Annotated in this window: 22 protein-coding genes; 10 read left to right on the forward strand and 12 right to left on the reverse strand. The window is 37.3% G+C overall.

Annotated elements, in window-relative coordinates:
* From flgA to MVY38_RS02675, 8 genes are all read left to right on the forward strand, one after another.
* The coding region (flgA, locus tag MVY38_RS02640) for a flagellar basal body P-ring formation chaperone FlgA (RefSeq protein ID WP_297483333.1) at nt 1–644 on the forward strand (644 nt) is incomplete at its 5' end.
* Nucleotides 641–1,183 (forward strand): UbiX family flavin prenyltransferase, encoded by a 543-nt coding sequence (locus tag MVY38_RS02645; protein WP_297483335.1) that lies wholly within the window; start codon nt 641–643, stop codon nt 1,181–1,183. The genes flgA and MVY38_RS02645, both read left to right, overlap by 4 nt.
* The gene (gene coaD / locus MVY38_RS02650; RefSeq protein ID WP_297483337.1) at nt 1,170–1,667 is read left to right on the forward strand and encodes a pantetheine-phosphate adenylyltransferase; all 498 of its coding nucleotides are present in this window, start codon (nt 1,170–1,172) and stop codon (nt 1,665–1,667) included. Before MVY38_RS02645 ends, coaD begins: the two co-directional genes overlap by 14 nt.
* Nucleotides 1,652–2,227, forward strand: a complete 576-nt coding sequence (gene tmk, locus MVY38_RS02655) for a dTMP kinase (protein ID WP_297483339.1) — start codon at nt 1,652–1,654, stop codon at nt 2,225–2,227. Before coaD ends, tmk begins: the two co-directional genes overlap by 16 nt.
* Nucleotides 2,228–2,243: 16 nt before the next feature.
* Nucleotides 2,244–3,458: a histidine--tRNA ligase gene (hisS, locus tag MVY38_RS02660; RefSeq protein ID WP_297483341.1), complete on the forward strand. Its 1,215-nt coding sequence runs from the start codon at nt 2,244–2,246 to the stop codon at nt 3,456–3,458.
* A 12-nt stretch (nt 3,459–3,470) separates the two neighbouring features.
* Nucleotides 3,471–5,300: a biosynthetic arginine decarboxylase gene (gene speA / locus MVY38_RS02665; RefSeq protein WP_297483344.1), complete on the forward strand. Its 1,830-nt coding sequence runs from the start codon at nt 3,471–3,473 to the stop codon at nt 5,298–5,300.
* A gap of 9 nt (nt 5,301–5,309) precedes the next feature.
* Nucleotides 5,310–6,011 carry a serine O-acetyltransferase gene (gene cysE, locus MVY38_RS02670; protein WP_297483346.1) on the forward strand — a complete coding sequence of 234 codons (702 nt, stop codon included), beginning with the start codon at nt 5,310–5,312 and terminating at the stop codon, nt 6,009–6,011.
* 67 nt (nt 6,012–6,078) lie between these two features.
* Nucleotides 6,079–7,251, forward strand: a complete 1,173-nt coding sequence (locus MVY38_RS02675) for a pyridoxal phosphate-dependent aminotransferase (RefSeq protein ID WP_297483349.1) — start codon at nt 6,079–6,081, stop codon at nt 7,249–7,251.
* Nucleotides 7,252–7,261: 10 nt separating this feature from the next.
* Here the strand turns inward: MVY38_RS02675 and MVY38_RS02680 are convergent, their stop codons facing one another.
* From MVY38_RS02680 to MVY38_RS02710, 7 genes are all read right to left on the reverse strand, one after another.
* Nucleotides 7,262–7,465: a hypothetical protein gene (locus tag MVY38_RS02680; RefSeq protein WP_297483352.1), complete on the reverse strand. Its 204-nt coding sequence runs from the start codon at nt 7,463–7,465 to the stop codon at nt 7,262–7,264.
* A 16-nt stretch (nt 7,466–7,481) separates the two neighbouring features.
* On the reverse strand, nt 7,482–8,432 hold the full coding sequence (gene lpxD / locus MVY38_RS02685; RefSeq protein ID WP_297483354.1) for a UDP-3-O-(3-hydroxymyristoyl)glucosamine N-acyltransferase: 951 nt from the start codon (nt 8,430–8,432) through the stop codon (nt 7,482–7,484).
* Nucleotides 8,433–8,436: 4 nt separating this feature from the next.
* Nucleotides 8,437–8,913, reverse strand: a complete 477-nt coding sequence (gene ilvN, locus MVY38_RS02690) for an acetolactate synthase small subunit (protein ID WP_297483358.1) — start codon at nt 8,911–8,913, stop codon at nt 8,437–8,439.
* Nucleotides 8,913–10,610, reverse strand: a complete 1,698-nt coding sequence (locus MVY38_RS02695; RefSeq protein WP_297483361.1) for an acetolactate synthase large subunit — start codon at nt 10,608–10,610, stop codon at nt 8,913–8,915. The genes ilvN and MVY38_RS02695 overlap by 1 nt, the downstream gene beginning before the upstream one ends.
* A 77-nt stretch (nt 10,611–10,687) precedes the next feature.
* Nucleotides 10,688–12,814 carry a hypothetical protein gene (locus tag MVY38_RS02700; RefSeq protein WP_297483364.1) on the reverse strand — a complete coding sequence of 709 codons (2,127 nt, stop codon included), beginning with the start codon at nt 12,812–12,814 and terminating at the stop codon, nt 10,688–10,690.
* A gap of 4 nt (nt 12,815–12,818) precedes the next feature.
* Complete coding sequence (ilvA, locus tag MVY38_RS02705) at nt 12,819–14,024, reverse strand: threonine ammonia-lyase (protein ID WP_297483367.1); 1,206 nt, start codon at nt 14,022–14,024, stop codon at nt 12,819–12,821.
* A 9-nt stretch (nt 14,025–14,033) separates the two neighbouring features.
* Nucleotides 14,034–14,462: a CoA-binding protein gene (locus MVY38_RS02710; protein WP_297483370.1), complete on the reverse strand. Its 429-nt coding sequence runs from the start codon at nt 14,460–14,462 to the stop codon at nt 14,034–14,036.
* Between the two features lie 103 nt (nt 14,463–14,565).
* Here MVY38_RS02710 and MVY38_RS02715 point away from each other — a divergent pair, with 103 nt between their 5' ends.
* The gene (locus MVY38_RS02715) at nt 14,566–14,757 is read left to right on the forward strand and encodes a hypothetical protein (protein WP_297483373.1); all 192 of its coding nucleotides are present in this window, start codon (nt 14,566–14,568) and stop codon (nt 14,755–14,757) included.
* On the opposite strand, the gene MVY38_RS02720 is transcribed toward MVY38_RS02715, so the two are convergent.
* From MVY38_RS02720 to MVY38_RS02740, 5 genes are read right to left on the reverse strand one after another with little or no spacing between them, the layout of a single operon-like run.
* Nucleotides 14,737–14,931, reverse strand: a complete 195-nt coding sequence (locus tag MVY38_RS02720) for a HepT-like ribonuclease domain-containing protein (RefSeq protein ID WP_297483374.1) — start codon at nt 14,929–14,931, stop codon at nt 14,737–14,739. The genes MVY38_RS02715 and MVY38_RS02720 overlap by 21 nt on opposite strands.
* Nucleotides 14,921–15,061 (reverse strand): hypothetical protein, encoded by a 141-nt coding sequence (locus MVY38_RS02725; protein ID WP_297483377.1) that lies wholly within the window; start codon nt 15,059–15,061, stop codon nt 14,921–14,923. The genes MVY38_RS02720 and MVY38_RS02725 overlap by 11 nt, the downstream gene beginning before the upstream one ends.
* Complete coding sequence (locus tag MVY38_RS02730; protein ID WP_297483380.1) at nt 15,054–15,344, reverse strand: nucleotidyltransferase domain-containing protein; 291 nt, start codon at nt 15,342–15,344, stop codon at nt 15,054–15,056. The genes MVY38_RS02725 and MVY38_RS02730 overlap by 8 nt, the downstream gene beginning before the upstream one ends.
* Before the next feature lie 41 nt (nt 15,345–15,385).
* Nucleotides 15,386–15,838 carry a YaiI/YqxD family protein gene (locus MVY38_RS02735; RefSeq protein ID WP_297483384.1) on the reverse strand — a complete coding sequence of 151 codons (453 nt, stop codon included), beginning with the start codon at nt 15,836–15,838 and terminating at the stop codon, nt 15,386–15,388.
* Complete coding sequence (locus MVY38_RS02740) at nt 15,832–16,590, reverse strand: patatin-like phospholipase family protein (protein WP_297483387.1); 759 nt, start codon at nt 16,588–16,590, stop codon at nt 15,832–15,834. Before MVY38_RS02740 ends, MVY38_RS02735 begins: the two co-directional genes overlap by 7 nt.
* Before the next feature lie 93 nt (nt 16,591–16,683).
* On the opposite strand from MVY38_RS02740, the gene MVY38_RS02745 reads away from it, so the two are divergent.
* On the forward strand, nt 16,684–17,556 hold the full coding sequence (locus tag MVY38_RS02745; RefSeq protein ID WP_297483390.1) for a DUF808 domain-containing protein: 873 nt from the start codon (nt 16,684–16,686) through the stop codon (nt 17,554–17,556).
* Nucleotides 17,557–17,574: the final 18 nt, after the last annotated feature.

Here is a 17,574-nt window from a genome sequence, read left to right on the forward strand (position 1 = left end):
CCTCTAAACATAGGGGATATATTCAGTTTACCAAACGCAGTCCCATCAATAGAAAAAAAATCATTACACAAATTAGAAAACTTTACAAAACAAAATATAATTCTATTACAATTAAAAATATATCTGTACAACCAAATGTATATATGGAAAAACTTCCTTCATCCTATACAGTTCATTTTGAAGAAAAATCTTATCTCTCTAGTAAAGGCGTACTTTATATTAAAACACAAGAGAGAAGAAAAATATTTTTTCATTATCTTGTAAGTGCAAAAGTTACTATTTACCAAGCAAAAAGAGATATAAGAAAAGGTACTCATTTAGAAAATAGAAATTGTCAAAAAAAGAGTATAATGTTAGATAAATTTTGGGCTATGCCCGTGCAAGATATAAACAAACATCAATACCAAAGTAAATATAACATTAGAGCTGGGCGTACAATTACGATGCGTAATGTAACAGGTCTTGATTTGGTGAGGCGAGGCTCGCGAATCAATGTTTTTATGGGTGATGAAAATATGCAAATTTCTTTTTCGGCAAAAGCTCTACAAAATGGAGAGTTAGAAGACACTATAAATGTCCTTAGCAGAGAGGGAAGAAAAATAAAAGTTATTGTAACTGGTAAAAACAGAGCAGAGGTAAGATGAAAAAAAGAAAAATTGTAGTGGCTGTTAGCGGCGCAAGTGGTGTCAATATGGGCATAAAAGTTTTAGAACTACTTCCCTCCTCTGTTGAAAAGCATTTTGTGATGTCACAAAATGCAAAAACAGTACTTGCTAAAGAGATGAAAGATGTTTATATTCATGATAACGAAGATATTTCAGCCTCTATAGCTTCAGGCTCTTTTGGAGTTGATGCGATGATAATCGTACCTTGTTCTATGAATACTTTAGCAAAAATTTCCTGTGGCATTGCAGATAATCTTACAACTCGTTGTGCAGCGGTAATAATAAAAGAGCAAAAAAAGCTCATTCTTGCACCTCGTGAGATGCCTTTTTCTCCAATAGCGCTTGAAAATATGCATAAACTCTCTTCTCTTGGAATTATCATTGCACCCCCTGTCATGGCATACTACTCCGAGCAACAGACGCTCAATGAAATGGAGAACTTTGTTATAGGTAAGTGGTTTGATTTGCTTGGAATTGAAAATAGTTTATATAAAAGGTGGCAGAGTGAAGAGTCGTAAAATTGCACTATATCCGGGGACATTTGATCCTATTACAAATGGACATTTTGACATTATTGAGCGTGCAGGAAAACTTTTTGATGAGGTCATAGTTGCAATAGCTGAATCAAAAGATAAAAATCCTATGTTTGATCTTGATGATAGAATCCAGATGGCACGCTTAGCAACTATGAAACTTGATAATGTTCGTGTAGTTGGTTTTAATAACCTTACAATAGAACTCGCACATGAGCATGATGCTGGTGTCCTTATTCGTGGACTTCGTGCGGTAAGTGATTTTGAGTATGAACTCCAACTAGGCTACCTTAATAACTCACTTGATGATACAATTGAGACTGTTTATCTTATGCCAACACTCAAACATGCTTTTGTAAGTTCTTCCATCGTGAGAAACCTACTAAAATTCAATGGAAAAATAGAGCATCTTCTTCCTGCAGAGATTCAAGATATGGTTATTCGGACAAGTCAATGTACATTGCTATAGAAGGCATAGATACTGCGGGTAAAAGCACACAAATAGCAGCACTTTCAAAACACTTTATAAACGCAGTCATCACAAAAGAACCAGGTGGCACGACCATAGGCAAAGAGATTCGAGAGATGGTACTCAGTGCCAAAACAAAAAGTAAAAGAGCAGAATTTTTACTCTTTTTAGCAGATCGTGCAGAGCATGTAGCAGAAGTAATCGAGCCAAATCTTGATAAGATGATAATCTCAGACAGAAGTGCCGTAAGTGGTGTTGCTTATGCACTCATACAAGGTGACATTGACAAAAAAAGTCTTATAGAGCTTAATAATTTTGCTACAAAAGGGGTCTACCCTCAAAAAGTCTTCTTACTGCGTTTGACAAAAGAGGAACTTGAATTTAGACTCTCACAGAAAGAGCTTGACGGCATTGAGCTTCGTGGAACTGAGTATCTTTTAGCTATTCAAGAGGCAATTATTGAGGCAACAAAACTTCTTGGACTTGAACTTGTAGAGATCGATGCAACTAAGAGCATAGAGGCTATAACACAAAACATACTAAACAATATTAATCAATAAAAGGGGAAAAATAGGCATGATAAAATCACTTCGTGGAATGAATGATATATTAGAAGAAGATGAGTATAAAAGATTTACATACTTTTTAAAAGTGGCTAGTAGCGTAGCAGAAAAATATGGTTTTCACTACATTGAAACACCGCTTTTAGAAGAGACTTCACTCTTTAAACGCAGTGTTGGAGAGAGTAGTGACATTGTTGGAAAAGAGATGTATCAGTTTATAGATAAAGGGGAGAATGATGTTTGTCTTCGCCCTGAGGGAACGGCTGGTGTGGTTCGTGCTTTTATACAAAAAAAGCTTGACCGTGCAGGAGGAACACATCGTTTTTTCTACTATGGACCTATGTTTCGCTATGAGAGGCCACAAAAAGGACGACTTAGAGAGTTTCACCAATTTGGAGTGGAGAGTTTTGGGCTTGAGAGTGTCTATGAAGATGCTGCGATGATTATGATGGTTGCTGATATTTTAAATGAGTTAGGAATTGGTTATAGACTCCAACTCAACTCGTTAGGTGATCAAAATTGTATGCCACAATACCGTGATAACCTCGTCTCATTCATTGAGAGTGTTGAAGATAAAATCTGTGAAGATTGTAAACGCAGAAAAGAGACGAATCCTATTCGTGTGCTTGATTGTAAAAATGAGCATTGTCAAGCACTCTATGAAAATGCACCAAAACTTCTAAATGCACTTTGTGAAAATTGTGAAAGTGACTTTAACAAACTCAAAAATATACTTGATGCAAATAATATTGCTTATGAAATAGATACAAACCTTGTGCGTGGACTTGATTACTACTCAAAGACTGCGTTTGAATTTGTAAGTGACAACATCGGCTCTCAAAGTGCCATAGCAGGTGGTGGAAGATATGATAGACTTGTAGAATTTCTTGATGGTCGTCCTACTCCTGCTGTTGGTTTTGCAATGGGAATTGAGAGACTTATGGAGCTTATAGAGATGCCACAAGAGAAACGCAGCGGTTACTACCTTGGTGCTATGGATGATGAAGCGGTTGATCTTATTATCACGACAACACAGAAAAAACGCAAATCGGATAAAGCAACTTGTGAATACCGTGCAAGAAATCTTAAAGCACACCTTAAAAACGCAGACAAAGCAAATGCGAGATACTGTTGTATTGTCGGTTCAAACGAACTAGAAAATGGTACTATTTGGGTAAAAGATTTGGAAGAAAAAAGAGAAGAAACAGTAAAACTCGAAGATTTCTAAAGGGTAAAGTAAGTGAAAAATTTTGGTTTAAATCTTTGGGCAAATAAAAACTTTATTATAGAAGATGGTGAGATAAAACTTAACTATAAATCTATGCCTTCTCTTTTAAACATCACAAAAAAGATACGAGAAAATGATGTAAAAGGCCCTATTCTTTTGCGTTTTCCACATCTCATAAACAAGCAGATACAAACGCTTTACAACTACTTTGAAAAAGCAATCCAAGAGAACGCTTATCAGGGAAAATTTAACGCTGTTTTTCCTCTTAAAGTAAACCAATTTCCAGCTGTTGTAGATGCCATAAGCAGACAAGGTCAAAAGTATAACTATGGACTTGAAGCTGGAAGTAAAGCAGAACTCATTATTGCTATGAGCAAAACTCCCCATAACGCAAATATTACGGTAAATGGTTTTAAAGACGAAGAGATGCTTACACTCAGTTTTATTGCAGCACAGAGTGGACACAATATTACTGTTACTATTGAGGGTCTTAATGAGTTAGAGACCATAATAAGTGTTGCGTCAAAACATAATCTAAAAGTTCCAAATATTGGTATACGAGTAAGACTGCATAGTGCAGGTAGTGGTAATTGGGCGAAAAGTGGCGGGATGGATGCTAAATTTGGACTCACTTCTACAGAGATTATAGAGGCTATAAGTCTACTCAAAAATGCGAATCTTTTAGAGAAACTTACTATGATTCACTTTCATATTGGCTCACAGATGGCAGATATTGCGCCCATTAAAAAAGCCCTACGAGAAGCGGGAAATATCTATGCAGAGCTTAAAAAAATGGGAGCAGTTTCACTCTCAAGTATAAACATAGGAGGCGGACTTGCAGTTGAGTATGAGCAACATACAAAATCAGACACAAGAAACTACTCTATAGAGGAGTTTTCAAGTTCTGTTGTCTTTTTACTTGGCGAAATTATGGATGCAAAAGATGTAACACATCCCGATATTTTTACAGAATCAGGACGTTTTGTGGTAGCTTCACATTCTGTTCTCATTACTCCTGTATTGGAGCTTTTTTCACAAGATTATCAAGAACAATTACTCAACTTTAAAGAGAATAATCCTCCACTTATTGAAGAGCTTATTGAACTCAATCGTCTTTTAAACAATGCAAACTGTATAGAGTATCTCCACGATGCACTTGACCATATGGAGTCACTTTTTACACTCTTTGATTTAGGTTATATTGACCTGCAAGACCGTTCAAACGCAGAGATACTTGTCCACAATATCATTAAGAAAGCACTCTATCTAAAGTCATCAAATCCGACAAATGAGCTTGAAGCACTACAAACAAAACTTCAAGAACGCTACCTTATAAACGCCTCTATTTTTCAGAGTCTTCCTGATTATTGGGGTCTAGGACAACACTTTCCAGTGATGCCAATTCATCATCTCAACATTACACCACTTCGTGCTGCTTCTTTGTGGGACATCACTTGTGATAGTGATGGAGAGATTGGCTTTAATCCTGAGAAACCTCTCTATCTTCACGATGTAAACCTTGATGAAGAGGATTATTTTCTTGGATTTTTTAATGTCGGCGCTTACCAAGAGACCTTAGGTATGAATCACAATCTTTTTACCCATCCAAATGAATATACCATCATCATTAATGATACAGATTATGAAATATCAAACGCAGTCGAATCAAAAAATATTTTACAAATCCTAGAATCTATTGGCTATGACGGCAATAATATTGTAACAAAACTTAATTCAGAACTTGAAAATAGTGAATTTATTGCAGAAAAAGAAAAAAGTGATACACTTGCGATATTAAAAAAACTTTTAAGTCAAAATGGCTATTTAAGAACTACAAACTAAAGGACAAAAATGGGTGTTTTTGCAAATATTAGAGAAGACTTTGCCAACGCTTATAAAAATGATCCAGCGCTCAATTCTAGACTTGATTTTGTCTTTAACTATCCTGGTGTTTGGGCTGTCGCTTGGTATAGAGTAGCACATAAACTTTATACTTCTAACTTTAAAAGAACAGCAAGAATTATTATGGGCATAAACCAAATTCTTACAAATATTGACATCCATCCTGCTGCAGTTATTGGTAGTCGTGTTTTTATTGACCATGGTGTCGGTGTTGTCATTGGAGAAACAGCTATTGTAGAAGATGATGTACTCATTTACCAGGGAGTTACTCTTGGTGGTGTTTCACTTATACACGGCAAACGCCATCCTACAATAAAAAAAGGCGCAGTTATTGGTGCTGGAGCAAAAATACTTGGCAATATTGAAATTGGAGAGTATGCAAAAGTTGGCGCAAACTCTGTTGTTGTTAAAGCCGTTCCAGATTGTTCTACTGCTATTGGTATTCCTGCGCATATCATCGAAAAAGGAAGATGTAAAGACCCCTTTATGCACAATATGCTTCCTGACATAAACAAAGAGATGTTTGAATATATGCTAAAAAGGGTTGCTGTACTTGAACATATTCTTATCAAAGATCACCATGAGTTACTCGATCAAGATTTAGAACTTGAAAATATTTACGAATCTTTCATAAAATCTATGAAAAATTAATCTCTCTAAACTTATCTATACAATAGTTTTAGTATAATTCCTTTAATATTTCGCTTAAAGGGTTTTTATGCTAACAAAACGCATCAATACACTATCTGAATCAATTACAATCGCTGTTTCTGCACTTGCACAAGAGCTAAAAGACGAAGGAAAAGATATATTAAGCTTTTCTGCTGGTGAACCAGACTTTGATACACCTCGAGTTATTAAAGATGCGGCAATCACTGCCATTAATGATGGTTTTACAAAATATACCGCTGTTGATGGTATCCCTGCTCTTAAATCTGCCGTTGCAAACAAACTCAAACGAGATAACAATCTTGAGTATTCACCAAAGCAGATTATAGTCAGCAATGGGGCAAAGCACTCTTTATTTAATCTTTTTTCAGCAAGTATTGAAGATGGTGCAGAGGTTATTATTCCCGCACCTTATTGGGTTACTTATCCTGAACTTGTAAAATATTGTGGTGGAAAAGTTGTAGAGATTCAAACAAGTGATGCTACTGCGTTTAAAATTACACCACAACAACTCAAAGATGCAATTACACCAAAAACTAAGATGTTAGTGCTAACAACACCATCAAATCCTACTGGTGCAATTTACTCAAAAGAAGAGCTTACAGCACTTGGAGAGGTTTTAAAAGGTACAGACATAATTGTTGCAAGTGATGAGATGTATGAAAAACTTACTTATGATGGTGAATTTATCTCGGCTGCTGCAATTAGTGAAGATATGTTTAAACGAACTGTTACTATTAATGGTCTTAGTAAATCTGTTGCAATGACTGGTTGGAGATTTGGGTATATGGCAGCTTATGATACAGAGCTTATTCAAGCAACAAAAAAACTACAGTCTCAAAGTACATCAAACATCTCTTCTATTACACAATATGCTGCTATTGCTGGGCTTGATGGTTCTGCTGACGCAGATGTGGCAATGATGAGAAAAGAGTTTATAAAACGCCGTGATGAAGCAGTAGAACTTTTTAATGCAGTAGATGGTCTTAGTGTTTTAAAACCAGATGGTGCATTTTATCTCTTTGTAAATATTCAAGAAGTAAGCAATGATTCACTTAACTTTGCAAAAGATTTACTTGCAAGTAAAGGTGTTGCAGTTGTTCCTGGCGTTGGTTTTGGAAGTGAAGGTTACTTTAGATTTAGTTTTGCAACAGGTATGACGACTATAAGAGAAGGAATAAAAAGAATAGCTGAGTTCACTCAAGAACTCAAAAATAAGTAGGTTCTAAAACCTACTTTAAAGCTGATAAAGCTTCTATAACTGCATCAACATTTTCAAGTGGAATATGTACTTTCCACTCTGGCTCATCAGAATTTCCTGCTAAAGAGATACCTACACTTGCCACAGCACCACTTCCTGCCCCGTAAGGCTCTTCAATTTTTCTAACAGAAATTACTCCGTTTTTTGTACCGTTTAATGGAATTATTTTTGACATTTCCGACTCCTTTTATTTATTTGACAAGTTTAGCAAGTTTTGCCTGAAATTTCAACCACTCTCTATGACCCATCAAAGGAAAACCCGCATAAGTTTTACCTGGTTCTTTTATGGAATTTGTAATACCACTACGAGCAGCAAAGGTAGAAAACGGTGCAACTTCCAAATGTCCAGCAGTTGCAGATTGACCACCCATGACAACATTGCGTCCAAGTTTTGTAGAACCTGCAAGACCAGATTGAGAAACCATTACACTATATTCCCCTACTTCACAGTTATGCCCAATTTGGACAAGGTTGTCGATGCGTGTACCTTTTTTAATAAGTGTTGAGCCAAATACAGCACGGTCAAGACTCGTGTTGCTTCCAATTTCCACATCATCTTCAACAACGACATTTCCATTTTGATAAATCTTTTTATGCTCACCCATATTATTTGTAGCAAATCCAAAACCATCAGAACCTATAACGCTGTTTGCATGAATAATACAATCATTTCCAATTTTACAGTCTCTATAGACAGTAACACTGGGATAAAGAGTAGTATTGTCGCCAATGATAGCCTCAGCACCAACATATACATGTGCCAAAATTATACAATTTTCACCAATGACTGCACCGTTTGCTATTTCGGCTTTATCAGAAATTTTTGAGCCCTTTCCTATAACTGCTTTAGGTAAAGTATCGTCTTCTATTGGAGGAGCAAAGTATTTTGAGAGAATTGCCATTGACCAGTAAGGATTTGCAACGACAAGTGCCAAAGAGTTAGTAGGAACTTCATTTTTTACATCTTCGGAGACAATTACTGCCGCTGCGTTTGTCTCTTTTATATCTTTGACATATTTTGAATTAGAGACAAAAGAGAGTTCATTCTCTTTCGCATTTTTTAAGGTATTCATACCTACAATCTCTACATCAGAACCTTGAAATTCTGCACCAATTATAGAAGCTATTTCACTTAATTTCATCTTCTTACCTCTCAAGTGCAACAGCACCACTACGCACTATCTCTTTTGGATTGTAGCGTTTGACTGCACAAAGAAAATTATCAATGCGTTTTGGTTCATCTGAGACCATTGCAATAATTACATTTTCACCAACATTCACAATTTTTCCATTATATGCTTCACAAAGAGCGTTAATATCACTTAAATTTTCGCTGATTGGGAATTTAATAAGTGCCATCTCTTTTTCAACCATATCTTCATGTTCATACACGCGTAAAACAGGAATAAGTTTGTGCAACTGTTTAGTAATTTGCTCAATTACACGCACACTTCCTGATGTAACAATCGTCAAACGAGAGTATTTACTCTCAGGAATTGGGGCAACAGTAAGCGATGTAATGTTATAACCACGACCAGAAAACAGATCAGTAATACGAGACAAAACACTTGCTTCATTAACAACGATAACCGAAACTACTCTTCTTGCATTGTTGTCATTCATTATTTACTCTCCTTTTTCTCTAGTAACATCATATTAAATAGACTTCCACCTGATGGAACCATAGGCATTACATTTTCAAGTCGTTCAACTTTTACCTCTATAAATGCAACAATATCTTTTTTAATTGCATCTTGAAGTGCTGCATCAAACTCCTCTTTTGTACTCACTCTATAGCCAATTCCACCAAATGCCTCTGCAAGTTTTACAAAGTCTGGTTGTATAGATAAATCTGTTTCAGCATACCGTTTATCATAAAAAAGTGTCTGCCATTGACGCACCATTCCAAGAAAATTATTATTTAAAATAATGTTAACAACAGGTAGTTTTTTCTCAACAGCAGTCATAAGTTCTTGACAATTCATAAGAATTGAACCATCTCCCGTAAAGTTTATACTTGTTTTTTCAGGAGCTGCTGCTTTTACACCTATTGCTGCTGGAAAACCAAAGCCCATGGTTCCAAGTCCACCAGAACTAATAAACTGACGAGGTCTGCTAAATGGATAAAACTGCGCACTCCACATCTGATGTTGTCCAACATCTGTAGAGATATTTGCATTATCACCAAGCAATTCACCAACCCGCGCAATAACCCATTGAGGCTTTAGTCTCTCACTATCTTCATAGTAAGTAAGTGGATGCAACTCATTAAAATTAACAATAGTTTCTCTCCACTGCTCATAATTTTGTGCATCAATTACTGAAGATTGTGCAAGCATATCATTTACAACATTTTTAATATCTCCAACAATTGGAAAGTTTGCATTTACAAGTTTAGAGATACTAGCAGGATCTATATCTACATGAATAACAGTAGCATTTTTTGCAAATTCAGAGAGTTTTCCCGTAACACGGTCATCAAATCTAGCACCAAGAGCAATAACCATATCGGTCTCACTCATAGCCATATTTGCTGCATAAGAGCCATGCATACCAAGCATCCCAATAAGCAAATCATCATCATGAGTGAGTGTTCCACGAGCCATAAATGTTTCAACTGCAGGAATACCTGTTTTATGTACTAATTCGCGCACTTCATTTGATGCATTTGAATTAATAATACCACCACCAAGATAAAAAACAGGACGCTTCGCATTTGCTACTGCTTGCATCGCTTTTTTAATCTGGCGAGGGTTTCCTTTTGTGTGTGGTTTATATGTCTCAAGATCAAGTGCAACATCATAGTCAAACTCTGCGATCTGTGCTGTAACATCTTTTGGAATGTCAACATGCACCGGACCAGGACGACCGCTTCTTGCAATGTAAAATGCCTCTTTTAAGATACGTGGTAAATCTGCTGCATCAGTGACAAGGTAGTTGTGTTTCGTACACGGACGGCTAATACCAACAGCATCAATCTCTTGAAACGCATCAGTACCGATAAGGCTCATAGGAACCTGACCTGAGATAACAACTAAAGGAATGGAGTCCATATATGCATCTGCTAAACCAGTGACTGCGTTTGTAAAGCCAGGACCTGAAGTAATCATCGCCACACCGACTTTTGCGCTGGCCTTTGAATAACCCTCAGCAGCATGAACTGCTGCTTGCTCATGACGAGTTAATATATGTTGGAATTTATCTTGTTTGTAAATTTCATCATATACGTTCATAATTGCTCCGCCGGGGTAGCCAAAAACTGTATCTACACCCTCCGCAATTAACGCTTCAATGACCATCTGTGCACCACTAATTTGCATGAAAAGTCTCCTAAAAATATTATATTTTAAAAATTGTCAGATTTTACTCAAAAAGAGCTATATTTGAGGTTAAAGTTTTAGGCTAAAATAGATTTTACAATCATGGAGGGACGCCACATTGCCAACGAGCCTTTTGTAAGGAGCTCGAGGTTGAGTTTTGAAGCAGGATGTTTCTCTTTAAACGCAGTGAAGAAACTCTCAATTTGCTCTTGCAAACCAAAATTCAGAACATAGTTTTTAATGCCGTTTTCAAGCTCAGCTTGGGAGTATCCCTCCTGCAAAGCATTTTCCAACTGCACTATGTATGTCCATGCAAAGAGAGTTGCCAAAGATCTATATTTAGAACTGATATTTAAATACTCAGATATAGCATCTCTTACCCCTTGGGCATCTCCAAGTGCAGCAAAACTATTTGCTTTTTGAAGATCTGCATTCCATTTTTCATGCAGTTTTTTCCCCTCATCACTCAGTAGCAGGTCTTCAGCAACTGCCATCATATTGTAAGCAGTTGGAATATCTTCCTCTTTAATGGCATTAAAAAACTTCTGTTTTGATTCGAGCTCTTTCATAAGTTTCTGAACTTCTTCTTTAAAATCTGTAAAGTCTGCTAAAATTCTCAAAATTTTGATGGCAGAGTGTGTATCACCCTCTTGTATATATTTATTTACCTTGATATAGAGCGAATCTGCATATTTCATCAACGAATCATACTCAGGAAACTCTTTTAAAAAAGGATTGTGTTTAATAAGCTCAAAACAGACCTTGAAATCTTTTTGTCCTATTGCCGCGCGAAAACGCTTATATATTTCCCCTTTGCTCATCACCTCTTGTATAAATTTCGTTTTTTCAGTTATCCCTCTATAAGGTGCTAAAAGTTCCTGCGCTTTTGCCATTCCTTTTTGATCTAGTGCATACTTTTGTGCCACTGTGAGACGCTTTTTCCACTGCGCTTCCATAGATTTGTAGGGTTTCGACTCTTTATAAACAGGGTAGGTGTTTGCCAAGTTGTACGCTACTATTAGCTTTCCATCTTGCACACTTTGTTTAAATTGATCAAATTTTTCATAATCATGGAGCAGTTTTTGCACAATCTTATTTTTTGTAGGAACATTTTGAAAATTTTTCAGCAATGAAGCAGCAGTTTTTTTATCTCCATTTTGGAGTAAAGTTTTTGCTTTTTCTAAAGAGTGATTCCAAAAGTTTGTAGCAATGTTACAAACCTTTGTAAATTTCAAAACAGGATTTTTCTCTATTTGAGCATGAATAGCCTCGAAATTCTTCGCTTTTAAAAAAGCTTTAATCTTCTCATGCCCCTCATAAATGTCATAACGTGAGACGAATCCATCTTGTGTTCCCACTATAAGATGCTTACTTTGCACATCAAATTCTAAGGCTGTAACCATAGAGGAGACTTTAATGTACTTTTGAGAGAGTTGTTGATGAGTGCTTAACTCATAGAGTAAAATATAGCCTAACTCAGTCCCTAAAAAGAGTAAATTCTCTTCAGGAACAACGCATATCTGTGTAACGTCATCATGCAGCCCCTCTAAAGTACATAATTTTTTATTTGTATATATATCCCAGACGATTCCGGTGGATTTCTTATCAATACTCAAAAGGTGATTTGGAGAGAGAAACGCAAGCTTCATAACAGGAGCAGAGTGTCCTGTGAACTTCTCAAGCGGCGTCATTGTAACAAGGTTAAAAATGGAAATTTTTCTATCATAGCTCGCTGTAGCCACCCAGTTTGCATTAGCCGAAAATGCTATGTCATTGACAGTGTCAATATGCATTGGCAGCGTAAAAACAAGCTTGCCACTTTTGGTATCTATAGCGAAACTTTTACCGTCATCCCCACATGAGAACATAAACCTTGAGAGAGGGTCTATGCCAACACATGACACTTCACCATGATGTCTGTTGACTCGCCCTATGACCTTTTTTGTTTCGGCACTATATAAAAGAGCTTCTCTTGCAGTTGCAGAGAGTGTTGCAAAGTACTTTGCATCATGGCTGTAGTCCACTACTTTTGTACGGTATCTTTCATGCTTAATGCCAACTTTAAAACCGTTGATAAGCGCTAATGTCTGGGCATTTAATATCCGCACAATACTCTCAGCATTGACTGCCGCCAAAGTGCCGTCATCAAGAATTTTTAGTAAGATTACAGGTGTCGATATGCTTTGAGTGTTTACAGCTTTCATATGTTTAGTTTTCTCTTACATAACCCTCAGATTTCAACACCCTTTTTATCTCTTCTTGGTGTTCTTTGCCTTTTGTCTCCATATGCACAGTCACATTGGCATCTCCATAATCAAGGGAGATGGATGTTCTGTCATACGCAATGTGAACGATATTTGCGTTTAGCTCTTGGAGTATCTCCGTAAAGCGCATCAAAGAACCAGGCTTGTCAATAAGTGTGACCGTAACTTTCATCTTACGATGTGACTTGAGAAGACCTTTTTCAATGATGACTGAAAGCAGTGTGACATCCATATTTCCACCACTAAGCACCACGGCTACATTTTTTCCTTTTAAATGCTCTAACTTATGATGCAACAATGCGGCTACACCAACGGCACCCGCACCTTCTACAACAAGCTTTTGCTTCTCTAAAAGATATAAAATGGCACTTGCTATCTCTGCATCATCAACACCTATCATCTCATCAACACATTCAAGCGCTGTTTCAAGTGTCACAGGGGAAGTGTCACGCACTGCTATACCATCGGCAATAGTACGCACACTCGTAGTATCTACCGCTTTTTTGAGTTCATATGAGTTTCTAAACGCAGGAGCACCCTTTGCGCTTACACCAATGACTTTTGTAGAGGGAGAGAGCGCTTTTATGGCACTTGCCATACCGCCTATAAGCCCACCCCCGCCAACTGGGATTAAAACAGCGTCAAGTGTTTGACATTTGTCTAAAATTTCAAGCGCAACAGTACCCTGCCCCGCCATTACCTCTTCATCTTCAAAAGGGTGCACAAAAGTGAGATGATTTTTCTCACCGTACTCTCTGGCATAGGCATAAGCTTCATCGTAATTCGTACCGGCTAAAATCACCTCTGCACCGTAGTGTTTTACGCCGTCTATTTTTGTAAGCGGTGTGGATTCTGGCATAACGATGACAGCTTTTGTGTCAAACGCAGCAGCAGAGTAGGCAACGCCTTGTGCATGATTTCCTGCACTTGCAGCAACTACACCGGCTGCTCTTTGTGCTTCACTGAGTGTTGCTATTTTGTTATAAGCACCACGGAGTTTAAATGCACCAGTAATTTGCAGATTCTCTTTTTTGAGGTAAACATTACACCCTGCCTCTTCGCTCAAGTAAGGAGCATATGAAAAAGGAGTATTTACCGCTACACCTTTTATGCGCTCTTGTGCTGCTTGTATCTTTGTAAGTGCTACCAATGAGACTCCCTAGTAAAGATTTCTATGGTCAACCATAGAGCATTGATTTTGTACAACTTTCATACCGGCATCTTGTGCTTTTTTTGCCGCTTCATTGTTCACTATGCCTTTTTGTGCCCAAAATACTTTCACATCACCACGAGCGATACACGCATCAGCGATGGCATCAAGCGCAGCAGGCTTTCTAAAAATATCTACCATATCAACCTGATCAGGAATATCTGCAAGTGATTTATAGACTTTCTCACCTAAAATCGTGTCGCCTTTTGGATATACAGGAATGATCTTATACCCATGAGCCTGCAAATATGCAGCAACTCTATGAGAATCTTTTGTCTCATCAGGAGAAAGACCCAAAACCGCAATGGTCTTCACCGTATCAAAAATCTCTTTTACTTCATCCATATTTGAATTTACTGTAGGGAATTCGCACTCCATAATTACATCCTTTTGTCAATGATATTTTAATTTTGGTGATTATAGCTAAAAAGAGCTTATGTGAAAATCCAAATATATGCTACGATTTGCTGTAGGAGAGAAAATGAAAGCACTGTTTCTTATTTGTCTGTTGTTCGTTTTTGGTACGTGCTCTAATGAAGTGAAACATAGTTTTACAAATGTTTGGTTTCAACTCGAATCTGATTCTTATAAAAAACTACCACAAACAGAAATTTCTTACTTTAAGCTCTCTAAAGATGGGCAAAATATCATTTTAGAAAATTTTACTATATAGCTTGTGCTTATCTATTCTTCCCACTACATCATCAAACACTTCTATCAGTCCATAATCTTGAATCATTTTCTCTATCGTAATTTTTACAGTTGGTAACTTTGTATCACAAACATAGTAAATTTCTTGAGCATCTAAATCAAAATAATGATGAGAAATAATATCTCTAATTTGCACCTTTCCAGTCTACTTCAGGAGAATCAATAAAAAAGTCGCTATCACCTACTACTTCAAATCTTGTTGGAACAACATTCGTTGCGTTTAGAATCTGTTCAAGTAGTTCAACAACAAGTAATTTATCATACATAAATAGCTTCTTTTTCTATCCGTTTTTTCAAATGTGGGTTCATTTTTTCTCTCAAACGAACTATATCTACACTCTTATGAAAAATATTTTGCAGGTCTTCTTTGATATGCACGAGCATGAACATATCAGGAGTTTTTGTTTGTATGCAAATATCCACATCACTTGCTTCTGTCGCTTCATTGCGGGCAACCGAACCAAATATGCCAATATTTTCAATGCCATATTTGCTATCATTATTTTTTTTGTATTGTGCTAACAGATTTAAAGCATAATCACGATTCATACAAACACCTCCATATTTAATATATGTAAATTATAACATATCTATTTCATATACTTCTGCAAAAACATATTCAACTGATTTGCGAAATGTTCTGCATCTTTTTGTCCAAATGGTTTTGGTCCTTTGGTGCTTTCTCCCATCTCTCGTATGCTCTCCATCAGGTTTCGCATCGCCAGATATTGTTTGATGTTGTCTTCACTGTAGAGTTCACCTCTGTGGTCTATGGCGTGGGCATTTTTACTTATGATTCTGTCTGCTAGTGGGATGTCGGCGGTGATTACCAAGTCACCCTCTTCTACCATCTCTACTATTTTATGGTCAGCTTCATCCGCTCCGGCTTCTACGATGATGTAGTGGATGTTTGGTGATTTACCTATGTTTATTTTTTTGTTTGCAACTGCGTAGGTTTCTATGATATATTTATCTATTTGACGCAGGACTATAGGCTTTAACAGGTTAGGAAACGCATCTCCGTCTATGTACATTTTTAACATAAAATCTCTCTCATATCTTCCACTCCAAGGGCATAGGCTTTCTCTAAATCTCTAAAAGAGAAGATTTTAACATCATTTAGCTTTTCATTACTTAGGTAAAGATGACACAATTCACTTTTTGCGTAATATTGACTCTGCCAAGCAGTATGAATGTTCTTTTTCAGCCATCCAAAAATACTTTTCGGTATATATCTCTGTTTGGGATGGAGGTTTATTCCTATGATGGGCGTGTTATATTTTCGCAGCTCCTCAACCGGAAAGTTATCTACCAAGCCACCATCAATATATATCTTGCCATGCAAAGAAACAGGCTGAAAAAGTGGAGCAATAGAGCACGATGCCAAAACAAGCTCTTTAAGATCCCCTCCACTGCTACAATGCAGTGCTGACTCGTCCGTAACATCACACACACAAATACTCAAAGGAATTGACAACTCTTCAAACGCAGCTCTGTCTATGAGCTTGTCGATGACCTTTGCAGTATGGTCAATCTTAAAAATGTACCCTTTTGCAAGACTCAGTTTAAAGACACGCCGAAACTCTTTGGACTTCAGTACATCAAATATCTCATCAGCACTCCTGCCACACGCCAAAGATGCACCTATTAGCGCGCCAATACTCGTACCGCTAATGGCTTTTATGCCTATGTTATGCTCTTGTAAAACCGATATTACACCCAAATGGTACGCACCGCGCGCCGCTCCACCAGAGAGGCATAGTGCTACTTCTTTTGGAAACTCACTCTTTTTCATCTCTTTCAAACCTTTTTCATTGTCCTAAAGTTTAGCACATCATTACGCTTCATAAGTAAACATTTTATATAATGCAAAAAAAGTGAGGTAGCAATGGTAGGTGGAATATTTGCAATTTTAGACGATATAGCAATGCTTATGGATGACACGGCAGCAGTTACGAAAATATCTGTAAAAAATACCGTGCCACTTTTAGGCGATGATCTCGCAGTAAACGCAGAAGAAGCTTCAGGCTACAACGCTTCAAGAGAGCTACCCGTTCTTTGGGCAATCACCAAAGGCTCATTTCGTAACAAGCTTATCATTCTGCCCATTGCTTTCATTCTCAGTGCCATAGCACCTTGGCTTATCTCACCCATTTTAGTACTTGGTGGGTTGTACCTTTCTTTTGAGGGTGCAGAGGTCATTTATCACTATCTACACTCAAAGTTCAAAAAAGATGCTCATCACGAAGATAGTGCTAAAAAGCTCACAGAAGAGCAAAAAATAAAATCAGCCATTGTCACAGACTTCATTCTATCCATAGAGATTGTAGTCGTTGCTCTTGGAAGCGTGATAGAGCAACCCTTTGTGATGCAGCTTGTCGTCGTCTCATTCATTGCTGTTTTAGCAACAGTTGGGGTCTATGGCATTGTTGCCCTGCTTGTGCGTATGGATGACATCGGGTACTACATCATTGAAAAAGCAGAAAGAGATTCCCTCAAAGAGAAGTTTGGCAAACTCCTTGTCACATCCCTGCCAAAGGTCATAAAAGTGCTCTCAGTTGTCGGAACCATTGCGATGCTGCTTGTTGCAGGAAGTCTCATCAGCCATCATTTAGATTTTATACACCATTTTTACAGCGAATACTTCTCCATGGTACCTATGCTTGCCTTTGATTTTGTATTGGCACTTATTACAGGTGCGATTTTACTTACATTTATCACGCTTTTTACTCCGATTGTTCCTGAGTCGAGCAATAAATAGCAAAGTCGTATTTCAAAG

Origin of the sequence: Sulfurimonas sp. (genome assembly GCF_027056685.1) — a bacterium.
Classification (GTDB): Bacteria; Campylobacterota; Campylobacteria; order Campylobacterales; family Sulfurimonadaceae; genus Sulfurimonas.